Annotated in this window: 17 protein-coding genes and 1 tRNA gene; 7 read left to right on the top strand and 11 right to left on the bottom strand. The window is 71.6% G+C overall.

What is annotated here, in order from left to right; translation table 11 throughout:
- Positions 1-86: 86 nt before the first annotated feature.
- Positions 87-1,466 carry a glycosyl hydrolase family 18 protein gene (locus Ani05nite_RS22890; RefSeq protein ID WP_203771264.1) on the top strand — a complete coding sequence of 460 codons (1,380 nt, stop codon included), beginning with the start codon at positions 87-89 and terminating at the stop codon, positions 1,464-1,466.
- A gap of 24 nt (positions 1,467-1,490) precedes the next feature.
- On the opposite strand, the gene Ani05nite_RS22895 is transcribed toward Ani05nite_RS22890, so the two are convergent.
- From Ani05nite_RS22895 to Ani05nite_RS22920, 6 genes are all read right to left on the bottom strand, one after another.
- Positions 1,491-2,741: an MFS transporter gene (locus Ani05nite_RS22895; RefSeq protein ID WP_203771266.1), complete on the bottom strand. Its 1,251-nt coding sequence runs from the start codon at positions 2,739-2,741 to the stop codon at positions 1,491-1,493.
- A gap of 18 nt (positions 2,742-2,759) precedes the next feature.
- On the bottom strand, positions 2,760-3,785 hold the full coding sequence (locus Ani05nite_RS22900) for a winged helix DNA-binding domain-containing protein (RefSeq protein ID WP_203771268.1): 1,026 nt from the start codon (positions 3,783-3,785) through the stop codon (positions 2,760-2,762).
- 20 nt (positions 3,786-3,805) lie between these two features.
- Complete coding sequence (locus tag Ani05nite_RS22905) at positions 3,806-4,450, bottom strand: hypothetical protein (protein WP_203771270.1); 645 nt, start codon at positions 4,448-4,450, stop codon at positions 3,806-3,808.
- Positions 4,450-4,986 carry a SigE family RNA polymerase sigma factor gene (locus Ani05nite_RS22910; RefSeq protein ID WP_203771272.1) on the bottom strand — a complete coding sequence of 179 codons (537 nt, stop codon included), beginning with the start codon at positions 4,984-4,986 and terminating at the stop codon, positions 4,450-4,452. Before Ani05nite_RS22910 ends, Ani05nite_RS22905 begins: the two co-directional genes overlap by 1 nt.
- 95 nt (positions 4,987-5,081) lie before the next feature.
- The gene (locus Ani05nite_RS22915; protein ID WP_203771274.1) at positions 5,082-5,909 is read right to left on the bottom strand and encodes a hypothetical protein; all 828 of its coding nucleotides are present in this window, start codon (positions 5,907-5,909) and stop codon (positions 5,082-5,084) included.
- Positions 5,910-5,948: 39 nt separating this feature from the next.
- On the bottom strand, positions 5,949-6,551 hold the full coding sequence (locus Ani05nite_RS22920) for a tlde1 domain-containing protein (protein ID WP_203771276.1): 603 nt from the start codon (positions 6,549-6,551) through the stop codon (positions 5,949-5,951).
- Positions 6,552-6,845: 294 nt separating this feature from the next.
- On the opposite strand from Ani05nite_RS22920, the gene Ani05nite_RS22925 reads away from it, so the two are divergent.
- A complete protein-coding gene (locus Ani05nite_RS22925; RefSeq protein WP_203771278.1) occupies positions 6,846-7,379 on the top strand; it encodes a dihydrofolate reductase family protein in 534 nt (177 codons plus the stop codon).
- A 15-nt stretch (positions 7,380-7,394) separates the two neighbouring features.
- Here the strand turns inward: Ani05nite_RS22925 and Ani05nite_RS41285 are convergent, their stop codons facing one another.
- The 5 genes from Ani05nite_RS41285 to Ani05nite_RS41945 all read right to left on the bottom strand — a co-directional run bounded on the left by Ani05nite_RS41285 (position 7,395) and on the right by Ani05nite_RS41945 (position 12,549).
- Positions 7,395-8,186 (bottom strand): methyl-accepting chemotaxis protein, encoded by a 792-nt coding sequence (locus Ani05nite_RS41285; RefSeq protein ID WP_239130514.1) that lies wholly within the window; start codon positions 8,184-8,186, stop codon positions 7,395-7,397.
- A gap of 33 nt (positions 8,187-8,219) precedes the next feature.
- Positions 8,220-9,035, bottom strand: coding sequence for a Cache 3/Cache 2 fusion domain-containing protein (locus tag Ani05nite_RS41290; protein WP_239130516.1), 816 nt, complete (start codon positions 9,033-9,035; stop codon positions 8,220-8,222).
- A gap of 67 nt (positions 9,036-9,102) precedes the next feature.
- The gene (gene aceE, locus Ani05nite_RS22935) at positions 9,103-11,841 is read right to left on the bottom strand and encodes a pyruvate dehydrogenase (acetyl-transferring), homodimeric type (RefSeq protein WP_203771280.1); all 2,739 of its coding nucleotides are present in this window, start codon (positions 11,839-11,841) and stop codon (positions 9,103-9,105) included.
- A gap of 149 nt (positions 11,842-11,990) precedes the next feature.
- Positions 11,991-12,395 (bottom strand): YjbQ family protein, encoded by a 405-nt coding sequence (locus Ani05nite_RS22940; RefSeq protein ID WP_203771282.1) that lies wholly within the window; start codon positions 12,393-12,395, stop codon positions 11,991-11,993.
- A 31-nt stretch (positions 12,396-12,426) separates the two neighbouring features.
- Positions 12,427-12,549: a hypothetical protein gene (locus tag Ani05nite_RS41945; protein ID WP_275410608.1), complete on the bottom strand. Its 123-nt coding sequence runs from the start codon at positions 12,547-12,549 to the stop codon at positions 12,427-12,429.
- Between the two features lie 8 nt (positions 12,550-12,557).
- On the opposite strand from Ani05nite_RS41945, the gene Ani05nite_RS22945 reads away from it, so the two are divergent.
- The 5 genes from Ani05nite_RS22945 to Ani05nite_RS22965 all read left to right on the top strand — a co-directional run bounded on the left by Ani05nite_RS22945 (position 12,558) and on the right by Ani05nite_RS22965 (position 16,729).
- Positions 12,558-14,840 (top strand): thiamine pyrophosphate-dependent enzyme, encoded by a 2,283-nt coding sequence (locus tag Ani05nite_RS22945; protein WP_203771284.1) that lies wholly within the window; start codon positions 12,558-12,560, stop codon positions 14,838-14,840.
- 108 nt (positions 14,841-14,948) lie between these two features.
- Positions 14,949-15,380 (top strand): DUF3052 domain-containing protein, encoded by a 432-nt coding sequence (locus Ani05nite_RS22950; protein WP_203771286.1) that lies wholly within the window; start codon positions 14,949-14,951, stop codon positions 15,378-15,380.
- A gap of 76 nt (positions 15,381-15,456) precedes the next feature.
- The gene (locus tag Ani05nite_RS22955) at positions 15,457-15,921 is read left to right on the top strand and encodes a peroxiredoxin (RefSeq protein ID WP_203771288.1); all 465 of its coding nucleotides are present in this window, start codon (positions 15,457-15,459) and stop codon (positions 15,919-15,921) included.
- A gap of 69 nt (positions 15,922-15,990) precedes the next feature.
- A tRNA-Val gene (locus Ani05nite_RS22960) sits at positions 15,991-16,065 on the top strand.
- Positions 16,066-16,150: 85 nt separating this feature from the next.
- A complete protein-coding gene (locus Ani05nite_RS22965; protein WP_203771290.1) occupies positions 16,151-16,729 on the top strand; it encodes a hypothetical protein in 579 nt (192 codons plus the stop codon).
- The last annotated feature ends 63 nt before the right edge of the window (positions 16,730-16,792 follow it).

The raw sequence follows: 16,792 nt of genomic DNA on the forward strand, positions 1-16,792 counted from the left end.
TTGACGACTATTAGTTAACCTTCTTAAACTTCAGCGGCCCGATGTCACTCCCCACGGCGCCCCCACGCCGGACAGAGAGGTCCCCGATGAAGAGGAAACTGGCCGCCGCGGCGGCCGCGGTCGCCATGGTCGCCACCGGCGCCATCGCCATGCAGGGCACGTCCGAAGCCGCCGTGCTGCCCGGCAACTTCAAGAGCGTCGGCTACCAGCCGTCCTGGGCCGGCAGCGTGAACAGCATCCAGTACAGCAAGCTCACCCACATCAACTACGCGTTCGTACTGCCGAACGCCAACGGCACCCTGCAGGCCGTGCCGGACCCGGCCAAGCTCCAGTCGCTGGTCTCGCTCGGCCACCAGAACAATGTCAAGGTCGGCCTCGCCCTCGGCGGCTGGAACGACGGCAACGACTCGGCCTTCGAGGCGCTGGCCGGCAACTCCGGCGCGCGCACCACGTTCGTCAACGGGGTCATGGGCTTGGTCGGCCAGTACAACCTGGACAGCATCGACATCGACTGGGAGTACCCCGACCCGGGCGCCTCCGCCACCAACTACACGGCCCTGATGCAGCAGCTCAGCACCGCGCTGCACAACCAGGGCAAGCTGCTCACCGCCGCGGTCGTCTCCGAGGGCGGCACGGCCAACGGCATCCAGCCGGCGGTCTTCGGCCTGGTCGACTGGCTCAACATCATGGCGTACGACGGCGGCAGCCCGCACGCCAACTACGACTGGTCGATCGCCAGCGTCAACTTCTGGAAGAGCCGCGGCCTGCCGGCCGCGAAGGCGGTGCTCGGCGTGCCGTTCTACAGCCGGCCCGGATACCGGACGTACGCGCAGATCGTCGCGGCCAACCCGGCGTACGCCAACCAGGACTGCGCCACGATCGGCGGCGTCAACGAGTGCTACAACGGCCTGCCGACGATCCGCCGCAAGACCCAGTGGGCCCTGGCGAACGCCGGCGGCATCATGAACTGGGAGCTGTCCCAGGACGCCACCGGGGCGAACTCGCTGGTCAGCGCGATCTACGCGGTGGCCACCGGCGGGTCCGGGCCGACCACCCCGCCGACCACCACGCCGCCGGCCGGGCGCACCGGCCGGATCACCGGCATCGGCGGCAAGTGCGTGGACATCGCCGCGGCCTCCTCGGCCAACGGCACCGCCGTGCAGCTCTACGACTGCAACGGCAGCGCCGCGCAGAATTGGACGGTGGCCACCGACGGCACGCTGCGCGGGCTGGGCAAGTGCATGGACGTGGCGGCGGCCGGCACGGCGAACGGCTCGCTGGTGCAGCTCTACGACTGCAACGGCACCGGCGCCCAGCAGTGGCAGGCGCAGAGCAACGGCACGCTGCGCAACCCGGCGAGCAACAAGTGCCTGGACGCGTCGGACAACAGCTCGGCCAACGGCACCCGGCTGCAGATCTGGGAGTGCTTCGCCGGCACGAACCAGCGCTGGACGCTCCCCGCGTGACGGCCGTCCGCGCGGTCCCCGCCGTCAGGGGACCGCGCGGATCCGTACCACCATGACCGCGCCCAGCAGGGTGACCACCGCGGTCAGCGCGTAGAGGGTGGAGTAGCCGCCCAGATGCGTGACCAGCGGCGCCGCGATGGCCGGCCCGAGCACCTGGGGCGCCGCGGTGGCGATGTTGATGACGCCGAGGTCCTTGCCGCGGTCGACCGCCGCCGGCAGCACCTGGGTGATCAACGCGCTGTCGACCGCGAGATAGACCCCGTAGCCGGCGCCCAGCAGCACCGACGCCACCATGGCCACCGGCCAGACCGGCCAGATGGCGAGCAGCAGGGCGGCCAGGGCGATGGTCGCGCCGGACCACACCACGAACACCTTGCGGCGGCCCGAGCGGTCGGACGCCCGCCCGCCGAGCACGGCCGTCGCCACCATGCCGGCCGTGTAGAGCAGGATCATGATCAGCAGCCCGGTGTCCGGGTCGGCCAGCCGCACCCGGTCGGTGAGGAAGTACAGCAGGTAGAGCGTGCCGAGGGCGTTGCCGAGCTGGACCAGGAACCGGGTGCCCCAGGCCCGGGCGAAGTCCGGGTGCTCCCGGAAGAGCCGCCGGAGCCCGGGCCCCGGCGGCACCCGGCCGGCCGGGGGCAGCGGATCGTCCGGGGTCAGCAGCGCGAACGGCACGGCCAGCACGACCAGCGCCAGGGCCATGGCCAGGTAGCCGGCGGCGACCTCGGTGACCACCGCGGTGACCAGCACCGCGCCCAGCACGAGGCCGAGCGCCTGCGGCATGCCGATCCAGCCGGAGACCGCGCCGCGCTGCCGCACCGGGACCCGGTCCGGGACCGCCGCGGTCAGCGTGGCCAGCATGATGTTGAGCCCGAGCTGGGCGCCGGCCCAGCCCAGCGCCACGCCCGCGAGGTCCGGCTGCCGGGCCAGGGCCGCCAGCGACACCGCGGCGATGAGGGCGCCGCCCAGCGTCCAGACGTGCCGGCGGCCGTACGCCCGCCCGCCGGCGCGCAGCCGGGTCCGGTCGGAGAGCGCCCCCGCCGCGGGGTTGACGACGATCGCGACCAGCGCGCCCAGCGCGGTGACCCAGCCCAGCGCCGCCTCCTTGCCGACGATGCCGAGCTCACTGATCTGCTCCGGCAGCAGCACCTGCACCGGCGTGAAGAACGCCATCCAGAGACCCAGGTTCGCGGCGAACAGCAGGGCCACCCAGGAGCGGCGGACGGGCCGCGCGGGCTCGGCCAGCGCGGCCGGCGTGTCCTGCGTGACGCTCATCGGCGCTCCGGGCGGGCTTCAGCGGACGACGGCCCCCTCGGGGAGGGCACACCGGACCGCGGCGGGCAGCGGCTGGAACGGCGTGACGACCGGGTGGCCGTCGGCGAGCTCCCACACCCCCTCGATGCGGCCGTTCACCACCAGGGTGGGGGAGATCCAGCCCTGCGGCCGGGAAACCGCGGACTTCGGTCCGCTGCTCACCCGGTCGAGCCGGCGCAGGCTGCCCACCACGTACGGGTCGAACGCCGGCAGCAGCAGCACCGTGTCCTCGCCGCCGCCGTCCGGGGCGTCCACCGGCAGGAAGCCCTCGTCCCCCACGGCCCGCAGCCGGTCGGCCAGCCGCGCGAAGGACTTCTTGGCCAGGGCCGGCTTGAGGTCGAACCAGCGGGCGAACTCGGCCGCGTCCGCCGGCCCGTACGCGTCCAGGTGGCGCAGCACCAGCTGGTCGACGGCCTCCTCGGTGGGCACCGGCAGCCAGTCGCCCAGCCAGGCCCGCGGCGCCACGAAGGTGACGTGCCGGCCGCGCGGCGGCCCCGAGCACAGCAGCCCGCGGAAGGCCAGCGGCTTGAGGATCGCCCCGAACCCCTGCCGCAACGGCTCGTGCAGCTCCTCGTGCCCGGTGGCCGTGACGATCGCGTCGGCCAGCTCCTCGCGGGTCAGCGGCGTCCCGCCGAGCACGTCCGGCACGGCGGCGATGATGTCGCGCATCTGTGCCTCGGTCACGCCGTGGTACTTGAGCCACGAGCCGGTGGTCTCCCGGGTCCGGGTGCTCATCGCGGCCACCCAGAGCGGCAGGTCGGCGGCGGGCAGCAGGTGCAGGGTGCCCCGGGCCGCCCAGGTGCGGACCAGCGACCGGCGCCGGTACAGCGCGTCGTCCAGCTCCGGCGCGGCGGTCAGCCGCAGGGTCGCCGAGGCCAGCGCCGAGGACGCGACCTGGGCGTGCAGGCCGCCGATCCGCCGGGCGGCGGCGACCACGTCGCCGGCCCGGGCGCGGCCGAGATGGTGCCGGTCGATGCGGCGGCGGAGGATCTCGTCGAGGTTCACGGCGGGGCCTCCCCTGGTCGTCAGCGCTTGATCGTACGTTCGACCAGCCAGCGCAGGTCGTCCTCGGTGGCGCCGTACGGCGTGCCGGCGTCGGTGGAGTAGGCGTTCGCGGCCAGCACGTACCGGGTGCCGCCGGCGATCCACTCGAGTTGCCGGTTCCAGCCGACATCGGCCTGTTCCTCTTCCAGGCGCACCTCGGCGCCGGCCACCGTGAGCGTGCGGATCCGGGTGTCGGCGTCGGCGCCGGCCGGGCCCAGCTCGGTCTCGCCCGGGATGCGCATCAGGTCCAGCTGCGCCTGGTCCGTCGCGCCGTCGGGAAGCCTCCGGTCGGTGATGACCGTGGTGAAGACGCCGGGCTCGGTCTCCTTCTCCGGCCCGAACGCGAACCGGTCGGCCCGGCTCGGGCCCGGGACCGACGGGGAGGCGGGCGCCACCGGGGACTCGGCCGCGGCGACCGGGGCACTCTGCCCGCCGCCCGGCCGCCCGGCGACGAGACTCGCCACGCCCACCACCGCCAGCACGGCAGCGGCGGCGCCGGCCGCGACCAGCAGCCGGCGCCGGGTGCGGTGCCGCTTGCCGGCGCGCAGCAGGGCCGCCGACGACAGCGATTCCGTACCGGCGGCCAGGTCGTTCATCGCCATCCGCAGCTCCTCGGTCGTGGCCATCAACTGCTCCTGTTCTGCTTCGCGGTAGTGAGCGGGGCGGGTTCGGCGACGGCGATCCGCATCTTGCCCAGGGCCTTGTGGCAGGTCGACTTGACTGTCCCCACGCTGATCCCGAGCAGCTCCGCGACCTCGCGTTCGGCGTGGTCGTCCAGATACCGCAGCACGACCACCGCCCGCTCGCGGGCGGTCAGGCCGCCGAGCGCCGCCAGCAGCGTCTGGCGGTTCTCGAACGTCGCGGCGTGATCGGAGACGGCCTGCTCGGGCAGCTCGCCGGCCGGCTGCTCGCGCCGGCGGTGCGCCGTACGCCACCAGTCGGTGACGGCGTTGGTCACAGCCCGGCACAGATAACCGTACGGGTCCTCGTGCTCGATGTGCCGCCAGCGCGGGTAGGCCCGGGTGAGCACCGTCTGCACGATGTCGCGGGCCTGGTCGCGGTCGCCGCACAACAGCTCGGCGTAGCCGATCAGCCGGCCCGAACGAGCGGTCACGAAGGCTGCGAAGGACTCGTCGGTGTGACGGCCCCGTCCGATCATCATGTCTCCCTAGACGTGGTCGACGGCGGAAAGGTTGGTGCCCGGCCCCGGGCCGCCGCGCGCGGCATTCGGCGCTCGCCGGCCCGGGCCGGGACCGGCTACTCGACCAGCCGTTCGTAGGCCCCGGCGAAGGCCTCCTCGTACGGCCCCACGCAGCTCTCGTGCGCGGCGTTGCCCTTCTCCAGGACCGCGTCCGCCTGGCTCTCCAAGGCGTTCAGCCGGGCCAGCGACGCCGCGTACCTGATCTTCTCGGTCGGGGTCGCGTCCGCCGCCGGTTCCGCCGGCCAGTCCTCCTCGGCCGGCCGGTAGCGCGCCTCCTCGGTGGCGATGATCTCGTCGATCTGCTCGGTGTCGGTGACCGTGTAGCCCTTGCCGCTCATGCACGCGACGTAGGCGGCCTGCCCCGCCACCACCGCCGGGTCGGCGGGCGCGGCGGCCAGCGCCGTGTCGGCCCGCGCGGATTCCGTCTCGAGGTCGGCGAGCTCCGCCTCGGTCATCGTCACGCCGGGCTCCGAGCAGCCGACCGTGCTGTCGGTGCCGCTCAGCGCGTCGTCGTAGACCGACACCCGGGACGCGGGCATCTGCTGCACCACTGCCACGTTCGGGTCGGCGGGCAGCCGGGAGCGGGCGGCGGTCAGGGCCTCCTGCAGCGCCGTGCCCTTCTTGCCGGCCGCCACCGCGGCCACGTAAGCCTCGTCGAGCAGCACGTCGTTGGGCACGGCGGCGACGTATTCGAAGCCTCGCTGGCTCATGCAGGCGGCGGTGCGCTGCTCCTGGGCCAGGGCGGCGGCCCGCAGCGCGGCGGCGGCGGGATCGGTGACGACGTCGGCGCCGGCCGGGCCGGCCAGGGCGAAGGCGAGGGCGCCGGCCGCGAGGCCGCCGATCGTCGTGATGCCGAGGAATCTCTTGATGAGGGGTGTTTTCACGTCACTCCAGAATCGTGCGGGGCCGGGCGGGAACGGGGATCAATAGACCATGAGCATGCCGTGGCGCATGCGATAGGCCTTCGACCAGCGTTGCTTCAGTTTGGTGCGGTCGTTCTGGCTGACCTTGATGCAACCATTGGAGACGTAATTGCCGCTCCAGCCGCTGGCGCCCTGCGAGTGGATATAGAGATCGGAGCGCTTGATCTGCCTCTCGCCGGACGCCGGGGTGCATTTCTTGGTGCCCAGCTCCCACACCGGCCCGCGCACGACCGCGTTGCCCCAGGTCTTGTTCTTGATGTATTTGAGGGTGCTGCCGCTGTCCTCGTCCCGCGGGTCGTAGAAGCCGGCCGGCAGCCGGCCCTTGTTGCGGACGCACTGGCTCTTGGTCCCGTTGCCCGAGCCGCCGCGCATCGTGAGCCGGTAGCGCTTGCGGCCCACGCTCACGTAGGCCGTGAGCTTGCTCTTCAGGGTCGCCTGGCGGTTGATCTCGAAAACCATGTAGGGCTCCATGAGCCCGCGGCCGAGATACTTCTCGGAATAGGCCTGCGCCGGTGCGGCGCCGAGCGCGGTCAGCACGACGAACGCGGTGACGACGGCGCTGATGCGCCGCCATTTCCGCGACGGCCGAATGTGGTCCCCCATGTGTCTCCCCGAGTGAGAATGGAGCAGCACGGGGGCAGCGCGACTCGCCCGCACACAAAGGTGTGCAGGCGAGCCGATGATGGTGCAAGTGGAGCCCCCGTGTTGCGTTTTCTGACCGGCAGACGATAACAGAATTCGCCGGACCGTCAGACCCGTCAATCCCAAATGTCGTCAAAGCCGCCCAAAGCCCCAATGGTGCGGCGCCGGCCGCGTGGCGTCTTGACGCCGCACCGGCGACCGGTTAATTTGCCGTTCAGCTAATTAACCGGTCGGTGAAATACGGGAGCCGTGACGATGGGCAGAATCATCGCAGTGGAGTACGTGACGCTGGACGGCGTCTTCGAGGAGCCGGCCTGGAGCGGGCCGTACTTCAACGACGAGCTCGGCAGCTGGCAGGACAGAAACCTGCGGGAGGCCGACGCGCTGCTGCTGGGCCGCCGCACGTACGAGGGCTTCAAGGCCGCCTGGCCGCAGATGGAGGAGGCGACCGGCGACTTCGGCAAGAAGATGAACGGCATGCCCAAGTACGTCGCCACCACCACGCTGACCGAGCCGGAGTGGAACGCGCAGTTCCTGGGCGGCGACGTCGTCGCGGAGGTGGCCCGGCTCAAGGCCCGGCCCGACTCTTTGCTGATCAACGGCAGCGCGTCCCTGGTCAACCTGCTGACCCGGCACAACCTCATCGACGAGTACCGGATCATGGTCTATCCCGTGGTCGTCGGCGAGGGCCGCAAGCTGTGGGACGAGGGCACCAAGGTCGCCCTGCAGCTGCAGTCCACCTTCACCACCAAGACCGGCGTCCAGGTGCTCACCTACCAGCCGGCCTGACCCGGGGCGCAGCCGTCAGACGGTGAACCGCCCCACCAGCTCGGTCAGCCGCCGGGCGGTCGCGTTGAGCTCGCCGGCCGCCCGGTGCGACACCTCCACCGTGGTGCGGGTGGTGTCGACAGCGCCGCTGACCGCGGTGATGCCGGCCGCGATGTCCCGGCTGCCGCCGGCCACCTCGCTGATGTTGCAGGTCATCTCCGCGGTCGTCGCGGCCTGCTGCTCCACCGCGGCCGCGATCGCTGTCTGGTAGTCGTTGACCTGCGCGATGGTCGCGGTGATGGCGGAGATCGCCTCGACCGCGCGGGCCGTGTCGGCCTCGATCGCGGCGACCCGGGAGGTCACGTCGTCGGTCGCCCGCGCGGCCTCCTGGGCGTTGCTGGAGATCTCGCCGATCGAGGCGCCCATCTCCTCCGCGCCGGCCGCGACCGTCTGCACGACGTGCGTGATGCCCTCGGCGGCCACGCTCGTCGCGCCGGCCCGGCCGGAGGCGTCCTGGGCGGAGGCGGTCAGCTCGCTGCCGGTCGCGGCCACCTGCCGGGCGGAGCGGGAGACGCCGTCCGACGCGCCGGCGACCTCGACGACGACCTCGCGCAGCTCCGCGACGGCGGTGTTCAGCGCCGCGCCGGCCCGGCCGATCTCGTCCGCGCCGCCCGGCGGGGCCGCGACGGTCAGATCGCGCCCGGCCAGCCGGGTCAGGGCCGCGGTCAGGCCGCCGAGCCGGCCGGCGATCCGGCGCGCCTGCCAGACCGCGAACAGGCCGCGGGCCAGGGCCAGCAGCAGCGCGGGGAGGACGAGCGCGGTGAGCATGTCGCGCCGCGACGGCAGCCGATAGGTGGTCCGTCAGGTCGCGTCGTCCTCGAGCGCCGTCGCCCGGGTCACGATCTCCTTGACGTAGCCGGTGCCGTCCGCGTCGACGGCGTCGAGGTCCGTACGCCCGGCCGCGCCGTCCAGGCTGGAGGCGATGACCCGGCCCGCGTCCGCCTTGGCGGTGCTGTAGACGGTGACCCAGCCGTTCTCGCGGACCGAGGTGTCCGCGATGGCGTCGGTGAGGTTCTTGAGCGCGGCGGTCTGCGGCACACCGACGTACAGGGCGCCGATCACCTTGCCGGAGGCGTCCTTGACCGGGTCGTACGCGGTGATGTACCAGGTGTCCACGACCTGGGCCACCCCACGGTAGGGCTTGCCGGCCTTGATCGCGGCGGCCACGGCGTTGGGCGTGCCGTCCGCGGTCAGCGCCGGGATGTACGTGCCGATCGCCCGGTTGCCGGTCTTGGCCTTGACGTTGGTGGCCACCCGCAGCAGGTCACCGGCGTCGTTCAGCCGCTGGAAGACCGTCACCGTGCCGCCCAGCAGCGACACCACGTCGTCGACGAACGCGGTCGGCTTCTTCACGTCGGTGTTCTGGCCCAGCCAGCGGCCGCCGACGGTCACCCGGGGCAGCGTCACCGACCGCTTGGCCTGCGACAGCTGGTTGGTCGCCGTCCAGGTGGCGGTCTTGTCGTCGAGGCGCAGGCCGGCGCGCTGGGCCAGCAGCGAGTTGGCGGTCCGACGCCGCCGAGGACCGCCGCGGTGCTGACCACCCCTCCCAGACCCCGCGCGAGCAGTTTGTGGCTGATCTGGAACCCCATGTCCGGCCCTTCGGCCGCATCCGGGCACAACTGAGGACCTACGGACGAAAAGGGGGAAGCCTCGGCTTCCCCCTTTTCGTCGTGCGTCGGCCGGACTAGCTGTCGCCGCCGGTCTCGCCCACCGGGGCGGCCGTGACGTCGTCGATCGCGTACTTCTGGGCGGCCTCGGCCGGCACGTGCGCCGGCACCTTCCCGCGCAGCGCGAGCTGACGCAGCGTGGCCACCGTGATCGACTCCGCGTCCACGTGGAAGTGGCGGCGCAGCGCGTGCCGGGTGTCGCTCATGCCGAACCCGTCGGTGCCCAGCGACGTGTAGTCGTTCGGCACCCACCGGCTGATCAGGTCGGGCACGGCCCGCATCCAGTCGCTGACCGCGACGACCGGACCCTCGGTGCCCTCCAGCTTGGTCTGGATGTACGGCTTGCGCGGCTCGTCACCCGGGTTGAGCAGGTTGTGCTCCTCGGTCTCGACGGCATCGCGGCGCAGCTCCGTCCACGACGTCACCGACCACACGTCCGCGCCCACGCCCCAGTCCTGGGCGAGCAGCTGCTGGGCCTTCAGCGCCCACTGCATGCCCGTGCCGGAGGCGAGCACCTGAGCCTTGGGGCCGGTCGTCTCGGGCGCCGCCGCATACCGGTAGATGCCCTTGAGCAGGCCGTCCACGTCGACCTCGGCCGGCTCGGCCGGCTGCAGGATCGGCTCGTTGTAGACCGTCAGGTAGTAGAAGACGTTCTCCTGCTTCGCGCCGTACATCCGGTGCAGGCCGTCTTCCATGATGTGCGCGATCTCGAACGCGAACGCCGGGTCGTACGCCACCACGGCCGGGTTGGTCGCCGCGATCAACAGCGAGTGCCCGTCCTCGTGCTGCAGGCCCTCGCCGTTGAGCGTGGTCCGCCCGGCGGTCGCGCCCAGCAGGAAGCCGCGGGTCATCTGGTCGGCCGCCGCCCACAGCTCGTCGGCGGTGCGCTGGAAGCCGAACATCGAGTAGAAGATGTACAGCGGGATCATCGGCTCGTCGTGCGTGGCGTACGAGGTGCCGGCCGCGATGAAGCTGGCGGTCGAGCCGGCCTCGTTGATGCCCTCGTGCAGGATCTGCCCGCTGGTCGACTCCTTGTACGACAGGAAGAGCTCCCGGTCGACCGAGGTGTACGTCTGGCCGTGCGGCGAGTAGATCTTCTTGGTCGGGAACAGCGAGTCCATGCCGAACGTGCGCGCCTCGTCCGGGATGATCGGCACCCAGCGGGACCCGAACTCCTTGTCGCGCATCAGGTCCTTGAGCAGCCGGACGAACGCCATGGTGGTGGCGACCTTCTGCTTGCCCGAGCCGCGCTTGACGTCGCCGAAGGTCTTCGACTCCGGGATCGCCAGCGACTTGTGCTTGGTGCGCCGGGTCGGCACGAAACCGCCCAGCTCCTTGCGGCGCTCGAGCATGTACTGCAGCTCGTCGGACTTCTCCCCGGGGTGGAAGTACGGCGGAAGGTAGGGGTTCTCCTCCAGCTGCTTGTCCGGGATCTCCAGGTAGAGCCGGTCCCGGAACTGCTTGAGGTCGTCCAGGGTCAGCTTCTTCATCTGGTGCGTGGCGTTGCGGGCCTCGAAGTGCGAGCCCAGCGTCCAGCCCTTGATGGTCTTGGCCAGGATCACCGTCGGCTGGCCGGTGTGCTCGGTGGCCGCCTTGTACGCCGCGTACAGCTTCCGGTAGTCGTGACCGCCGCGCTTGAGGTTCCAGATCTGGTCGTCGGTCATGCCCTCGACCAGCTTGCGGGTGCGCGGGTCGCGACCGAAGAAGTTCTCCCGCACGTACGCCCCGGACTCGCCCTTGTACGTCTGGTAGTCGCCGTCCGGCGTGACGTTCATGAGGTTGACCAGGGCGCCGTCGCTGTCGGCGGCGAGCAGCGGGTCCCACTCGCGGCCCCAGACCACCTTGATGACGTTCCAGCCGGCGCCGCGGAAGAACGCCTCCATCTCCTGAATGATCTTGCCGTTGCCGCGGACCGGGCCGTCGAGCCGCTGCAGGTTGCAGTTGATCACGAAGGTGAGGTTGTCGAGCTCCTCGCGGGCCGCCACCCCGATCGCGCCCAGCGACTCCACCTCGTCCATCTCGCCGTCGCCGAGGAACGCCCAGACGTGCTGCTGGCTGGTGTCCTTGATGCCGCGGTTGTGCAGGTAGCGGTTGTAGCGGGCCTGGTAGATCGCGTTCAGCGGGCCGAGGCCCATGCTGACCGTCGGGAACTCCCAGAAGTTGTTCATCAGCCGCGGGTGCGGATACGACGGGAGGCTGTGCGGCGCGTGTGACAGCTCCTGGCGGAAGCCGTCCAGCTGGTCGGTGCTCAGCCGGCCCTCGAGGTACGCGCGGGCGTACATGCCCGGGGAAGCGTGGCCCTGGAAGAAGATGTGGTCGCCGCCGCCAGGGTGGTCCTTGCCGCGGAAGAAGTGGTTCATGCCGACCTCGTAGAGGCTGGCCGACGACGCGTACGTCGAGATGTGGCCACCGACGCCGATGTCCGGCCGCTGCGCGCGGTGCACCAGCATCGCGGCGTTCCAGCGGATGTAGGCCCGGATCCGGCGCTCGACGAACTCGTCACCCGGGAACCACGGCTCCTGCTCGGGCGAGATCGTGTTGATGTAGTCCGTCGAGGTCAGCGGCGGGACACCGACCTGTCGCTCCCGGGCCCGTTCGAGCAGGCGCAACATCACGTAGCGGGCGCGCTTGGCCCCGCCGCTGTCGATGACTCCGTCGAGCGACTCGACCCACTCGCTGGTTTCCTCGGGGTCGATGTCCGGAAGCTGGCTCGGCAGGCCGTCGCTGATCACCGGGCGCTTGCGTTCCGTGGCCACAGGCATTCCTCTAGGTCGGTGTCGGACCGTGCGGCGCATTGTGTGAACCGCACGGGAATGGTTCCATCCTGCCCCCTTGCGGTGTCTGTCGTCACGCCTACCGGCCGGGTACGCGACGCTCGACACACGTACTGAGCAGTAACTTCGGGTCAACCGGCGAGAAAGCTGAACCTCACCTGGCGCGACGGGTTGTCGCCGTTCGGGTCCACCAGGCAGATCGACTGCCACGTGCCGAGCTGGATGCGCCCGTCGAGGACCGGCAGGGAGGCGTACGGCGGGATCCAGGCGGGCAGCACGTGGTCGCGGCCGTGCCCCCGCGAGCCGTGCCGGTGCCGCCACTTGTCCTCGGCCGGCAGCAGCTCGTCGATGGCCGTGAGCAGGTCCTCGTCCGAGCCGGCGCCGGTCTCGATGATCGCCACCCCGGCGGTGGCGTGCGGCACGAAGACGTGCAGCAGCCCGTCGCCGCGGCCGCTGACGAACCGCTCGGCCTCGCCCGTGATGTCCCGGACGACCGGCCGGTCCCCGGTCCGGACGGTGATCACCGTGGTGTCCATAGCGGGAAAGTCTGCCACCCGCGCCGCCCCGTCACGTGTAGAGGTCGAGCAGGCGATCGGCCGGCGGCCACCCCATGGTCGCCGGCATCGACGGCGGACGACTTTCCGACGCAGTGTCGTCACGGCACTCACGCGCGGTGGCGGCGGTGGCCATGGTCGGCAATGCTGGGTCGCGTGACCACCCCGCAGAACCTCGACGAGCGCTTCCGTGACGCCGTCTCGGCCCTGCAGCCGAGCGGCCGGCGGCCGGCCCCCGACGAACCGGTCCGCGACGGCTCGGCGCTGACCGCCCTGAGGGCCCGCGAGCTCTTCGACGCCCAGCTCACCAGCCGGCACCTCGACCTGGCCGCGCGCTGGCTGCGCAGCTTCAACGAGGGCTTCTACACGATCGGCTCGTCCGGCCACGAGGGAAACGCGGCGGTGGCGGCCGCCCTGCGCCCGGACGACCCGGCGCTGCTGCACTACCGCTCCGGCGGGTTCTATTGTGCGCGGGCCCTGCAGGCCGGTGTCGACAGTGACGACGACTCCCGCAAGGACCCGCTGGTCGAGGCCGCGCGCGACGTGCTGCGCGGGGTGGTGGCCGCGGCCACCGAGCCCATCGCCGGCGGGCGGCACAAGGTCTTCGGCCGGGCCGACCTGCGGATCATCCCGACCACCTCCACCATCGCCTCGCACCTGCCCCGGGCGGTCGGGCTCGCCTTCGGCATCGCCCGCGGCAAGCAGACGCCCTGGCCGGCGGACGCGCTGGCGGTGGCGTCCTTCGGCGACGCCTCGGTCAACCACGCGACCGCGGCCGCGGCGTTCAACACCGCCGGCTGGTTCGACCACGCCGGACAGCGGCTGCCGCTGCTGCTGGTCTGCGAGGATAACGGGTACGGCATCAGCGTCCCGTCACCCGACGGCTGGGTGGCGGCCACCCTGCGCGCGCGGCCCGGCCTGCGCTACTTCGCCGCCGACGGCTGCGACCTGGCGGCCACGTACGACGCCGCGCGGGAGGCCGCCGACTGGGTCCGCGAGCAGCGCCGCCCGGCCGTGTTGCACCTCACCATGGTCCGGCTGATGGGCCACGCCGGCGCGGACGCCGAGGTCGCGTACCGTACCGCCGACGAGATCGCCCGCGACCTGGAGCGCGATCCCCTGGTCGGCACCGCCCGGCTGCTCGTCGCGAGCGGCAACGCCACCGTCGACGAGCTGATCACCCGCTACGACGAGGTGGGCTGGCAGGTCCGCAAGGTGGCCGAGGAGGTGCTCAACGAGCCGAAGCTGGCCGCCCTCGGCGAGATCGTCGCGCCGCTGGCCCCGCGCCGCCCGCTGCGCACGGCCCGGGTGATCGCCGACGCCGGCAGCCGTGCGGCCGGGCCCGGCTCGGCCGCCCGCGCCCAGGCGTTCGGCGGCCGGCTGCCGGAGCAGGGCGGCCCGCTGACCCTGGCCCAGACCATCAACGCCACGCTCACCGACGCGCTGCTGGCCACCCCGGGCGCGATCCTGTTCGGGCAGGACGTGGCGGCCAAGGGCGGCGTGTACGGCGTCACGAAGAACCTGCGGGACCGCTTCGGCGCCGACCGGGTGTTCGACACCCTGCTGGACGAGACGTCCATCCTGGGCCTCGGGCTCGGCGCCGGGCTGGCCGGCATGCTGCCCGTACCGGAGATCCAATACCTGGCGTACCTGCACAACGCCGAGGACCAGCTGCGCGGCGAGGCGGCCACCCTGGGCTTCTTCTCCCAGCAGGCGTTCCGCAACCCGCTCGTCGTCCGGGTGGCCGGGCTGGCGTACCAGCAGAGCTTCGGGGGCCACTTCCACAACGACAACTCGGTGGCCGTGCTGCGCGACGTACCCGGGCTGGTCCTGGCCGTGCCGGCCCGCGCCGCGGACGCCGCGCCGATGCTGCGCGCGTGCCTGGCCGCGGCGGCGGCCGACGGCAGCGTCTGCGTCTACCTGGAGCCGATCGCGCTCTACCACACCCGCGACCTGTACGAGCCGGGCGACAACGAGTGGCTGGCGCCGTACGCGGGCCCGAAGGAATGGGCGAGCGGGCACGCGCCGATCGGGCGCGCCCGGACCTACCCGGTCGGCGCGGCCGACAATCTCACCATCCTGACCTTCGGCAACGGGGTGCCCATGTCGCTGCGGGTGGCGGCCCGGCTCGCCGAGCAGGGGTACGGTTCCCGGGTGGTCGACCTGCGCTGGCTGTCCCCGCTGCCCACGGCCGACCTGGTCAGGGAGGCCTCGGCGACCGGCCGGGTGCTGATCGTGGACGAGACCCGGCGCTCCGGCGGGGTCGGCGAGGGCATCCTCGCGGCGTTGGTGGACGGCGGATTCGTCGGCGCGGTCCGCCGGATCGCGTCGGCGGACTCGCTCGTTCCGCTGGGTCCGGCAGCACAACAGGTCCTGATCGGGGAAGATGCCATCACACAGGGTGCCCATGCCCTGCTGGCGCGGTAAATTGCCACACACTCGGTGCGCCACTTGCGCGCAGGGCCACAACTGTGTGGACTACCTGGACCGGGGTCGGTATCCGGCCCCTACCACGGAACAAGGAGGCATTCGACAGTGAGCGCGACCGCTGGTCAGGCCGACGGCGTACGGAGCCCGGCTGACCGGTTCGGGATCGAACCGGACATGGTGGTCATGGAGATGGGCTACGACGACGATGTCGACGAAGACCTCCGTGACGCCCTGGCCGAACGTTGTGGTGAGCTCGAGGACGAGGACACCGATGAGGTGGTCGACGCGGTACTGCTCTGGTACCGAGACGGCGACGGTGACCTGTTCGACCTGCTCACCAATGCCTTGGGGCCGCTGGCCGACACCGGAGTGGTGTGGCTGCTGACCCCGAAGGCCGGCCGCGACGGCCACGTCGAGCCGAGTGAAGTCAGCGAGTCCGCGCAGACCGCCGGCCTCCAGCAGACCTCCACGGTGAACGCGGGCAAGGACTGGACGGCCGCGAGGCTGGTCTCACCCCGGGGCGCGAAGAAGAAGTAGCCACGGCGCTTCTGCCGGCCGGCGCCCCCAGGACGGGCGACCGGCCATTCGACGTACGCCCGGCTAAGGTGATCCCATGCCGATCGACGTGGGAACCCAGGCGCCGGACTTCACGCTCAAGGACCAGGACAACCAGGAGGTCGCCCTGGCCGACTTCCGCGGCCGCAAGGCGGTCCTGCTGGTGTTCTACCCGCTGGCCTTCACCGGCACGTGCCAGGGCGAGATGGCGGAGATCCGCGACAACCTCCCGGAGTACGCGAACGACCACGTGCAGGTGCTGACGGTGAGCGTGGACTCGCCGTACAGCCACAAGGTGTGGGCCGAACGCGAGGGCTACACCTTCCCGCTGCTGGCCGACTTCTGGCCGCACGGGGCGGTGGCGCAGGCGTACGGGGTGTTCCACGAGCAGGCGGGATTCGCCAACCGGGGCACCTTCCTGATCGACCAGGAGGGCGTCGTCCGGTACGCCCACATGCAGGGACCGGGCGAGGCGCGCGACCAGCGGACCTGGCGGGACATCATCAAGGAGACGATCTTCTAGGGGTGTCCGGCGGCCGCCGGGGCGCGGGGCGGGGCAGGGTAGGATGACCACTCCGGTTGCCGCGGAACCGGGCGCGTAGCTCAGTGGGAGAGCACTCGCCTTACAAGCGAGGGGTCGTAGGTTCGAAACCTACCGCGCCCACCACCGGCGTTTCCGCGCACGTCGTCCGGGCTCGTCCTTGGCCAGGAAATGCCTGCGTCGGGATGTCGCGTTCGGTGATGATCGGACGATGGGCAGATCGAAGGTGCGGGCGAGAGCCCTGGTGGCTTTCCGGCTCGATCGGGCGCTGCGCGAGCGCCGGCTGGTCCTACTGCGGCGCAGGATCGATCGGGCGGACAAGCTCACCGGGTACGTCGTGATGCTCGCCGACTCGTGGCTGTTGATGGCCGTCACCGATGACGGGATTCGGCTCAACGGCTTCGTGGCGGTGCGGTCCGCCGACGTCGTCGCGGTCAAGCGGCGTCCGACGGACGGCTTCGTCGGCAAGGCGCTCGCACTGCAGGGCACCTGGCCACCGACCGCGCCGCCGGACGTGGATCTGACTGACATTCGAAAGCTCATCACGTCGGTCGCCGAGCACTTTTCCCTGGTCTCTCTGCACTTGGAGAAGGCCATCCCGGACGTGTGTTTCATCGGCCGTCTCGTCGGCGTTCGCGAGCGCAGCGTCGCCATCCGGGAGGTGAGCCCGCGGGCAACGTGGGATCGTGAACCCACCAAATGGCCACTACGGAAGATCACCAGGATCGACTTCGGGGGCGCGTACGAGAATGCCCTGTCCACCGTGGCCGGCGATCCGCCGCCTCGCTGACCGGCCGGGCCCGATCTCTCGCCGCTCGAGGGTGGCACCCCGTTCGGCGGTACCGAACAGGGC

This window comes from Actinoplanes nipponensis, assembly GCF_016862275.1.
Classification (GTDB): Bacteria; Actinomycetota; Actinomycetes; order Mycobacteriales; family Micromonosporaceae; genus Actinoplanes; species Actinoplanes nipponensis.

Bases quoted from the DNA above. Each gene is read 5' to 3' on its own strand.
- Ani05nite_RS41945 (WP_275410608.1), bottom strand. From the start codon at position 12,549: ATGGCCACCGCCGCCACCGCGCGTGAGTGCCGTGACGACACTGCGTCG.
- Ani05nite_RS22890 (WP_203771264.1), top strand. From the start codon at position 87: ATGAAGAGGAAACTGGCCGCCGCGGCGGCCGCGGTCGCCATGGTCGCC.
- Ani05nite_RS22910 (WP_203771272.1), bottom strand. From the start codon at position 4,986: ATGATGATCGGACGGGGCCGTCACACCGACGAGTCCTTCGCAGCCTTC.
- Ani05nite_RS22965 (WP_203771290.1), top strand. From the start codon at position 16,151: ATGGGCAGATCGAAGGTGCGGGCGAGAGCCCTGGTGGCTTTCCGGCTC.
- Ani05nite_RS41285 (WP_239130514.1), bottom strand. From the start codon at position 8,186: ATGCTCACCGCGCTCGTCCTCCCCGCGCTGCTGCTGGCCCTGGCCCGC.
- Ani05nite_RS22925 (WP_203771278.1), top strand. From the start codon at position 6,846: ATGGGCAGAATCATCGCAGTGGAGTACGTGACGCTGGACGGCGTCTTC.
- Ani05nite_RS22940 (WP_203771282.1), bottom strand. From the start codon at position 12,395: ATGGACACCACGGTGATCACCGTCCGGACCGGGGACCGGCCGGTCGTC.
- Ani05nite_RS22905 (WP_203771270.1), bottom strand. From the start codon at position 4,450: ATGGCCACGACCGAGGAGCTGCGGATGGCGATGAACGACCTGGCCGCC.
- Ani05nite_RS22945 (WP_203771284.1), top strand. From the start codon at position 12,558: ATGCTGGGTCGCGTGACCACCCCGCAGAACCTCGACGAGCGCTTCCGT.
- Ani05nite_RS22955 (WP_203771288.1), top strand. From the start codon at position 15,457: ATGCCGATCGACGTGGGAACCCAGGCGCCGGACTTCACGCTCAAGGAC.
- Ani05nite_RS22920 (WP_203771276.1), bottom strand. From the start codon at position 6,551: ATGGGGGACCACATTCGGCCGTCGCGGAAATGGCGGCGCATCAGCGCC.
- Ani05nite_RS22895 (WP_203771266.1), bottom strand. From the start codon at position 2,741: ATGAGCGTCACGCAGGACACGCCGGCCGCGCTGGCCGAGCCCGCGCGG.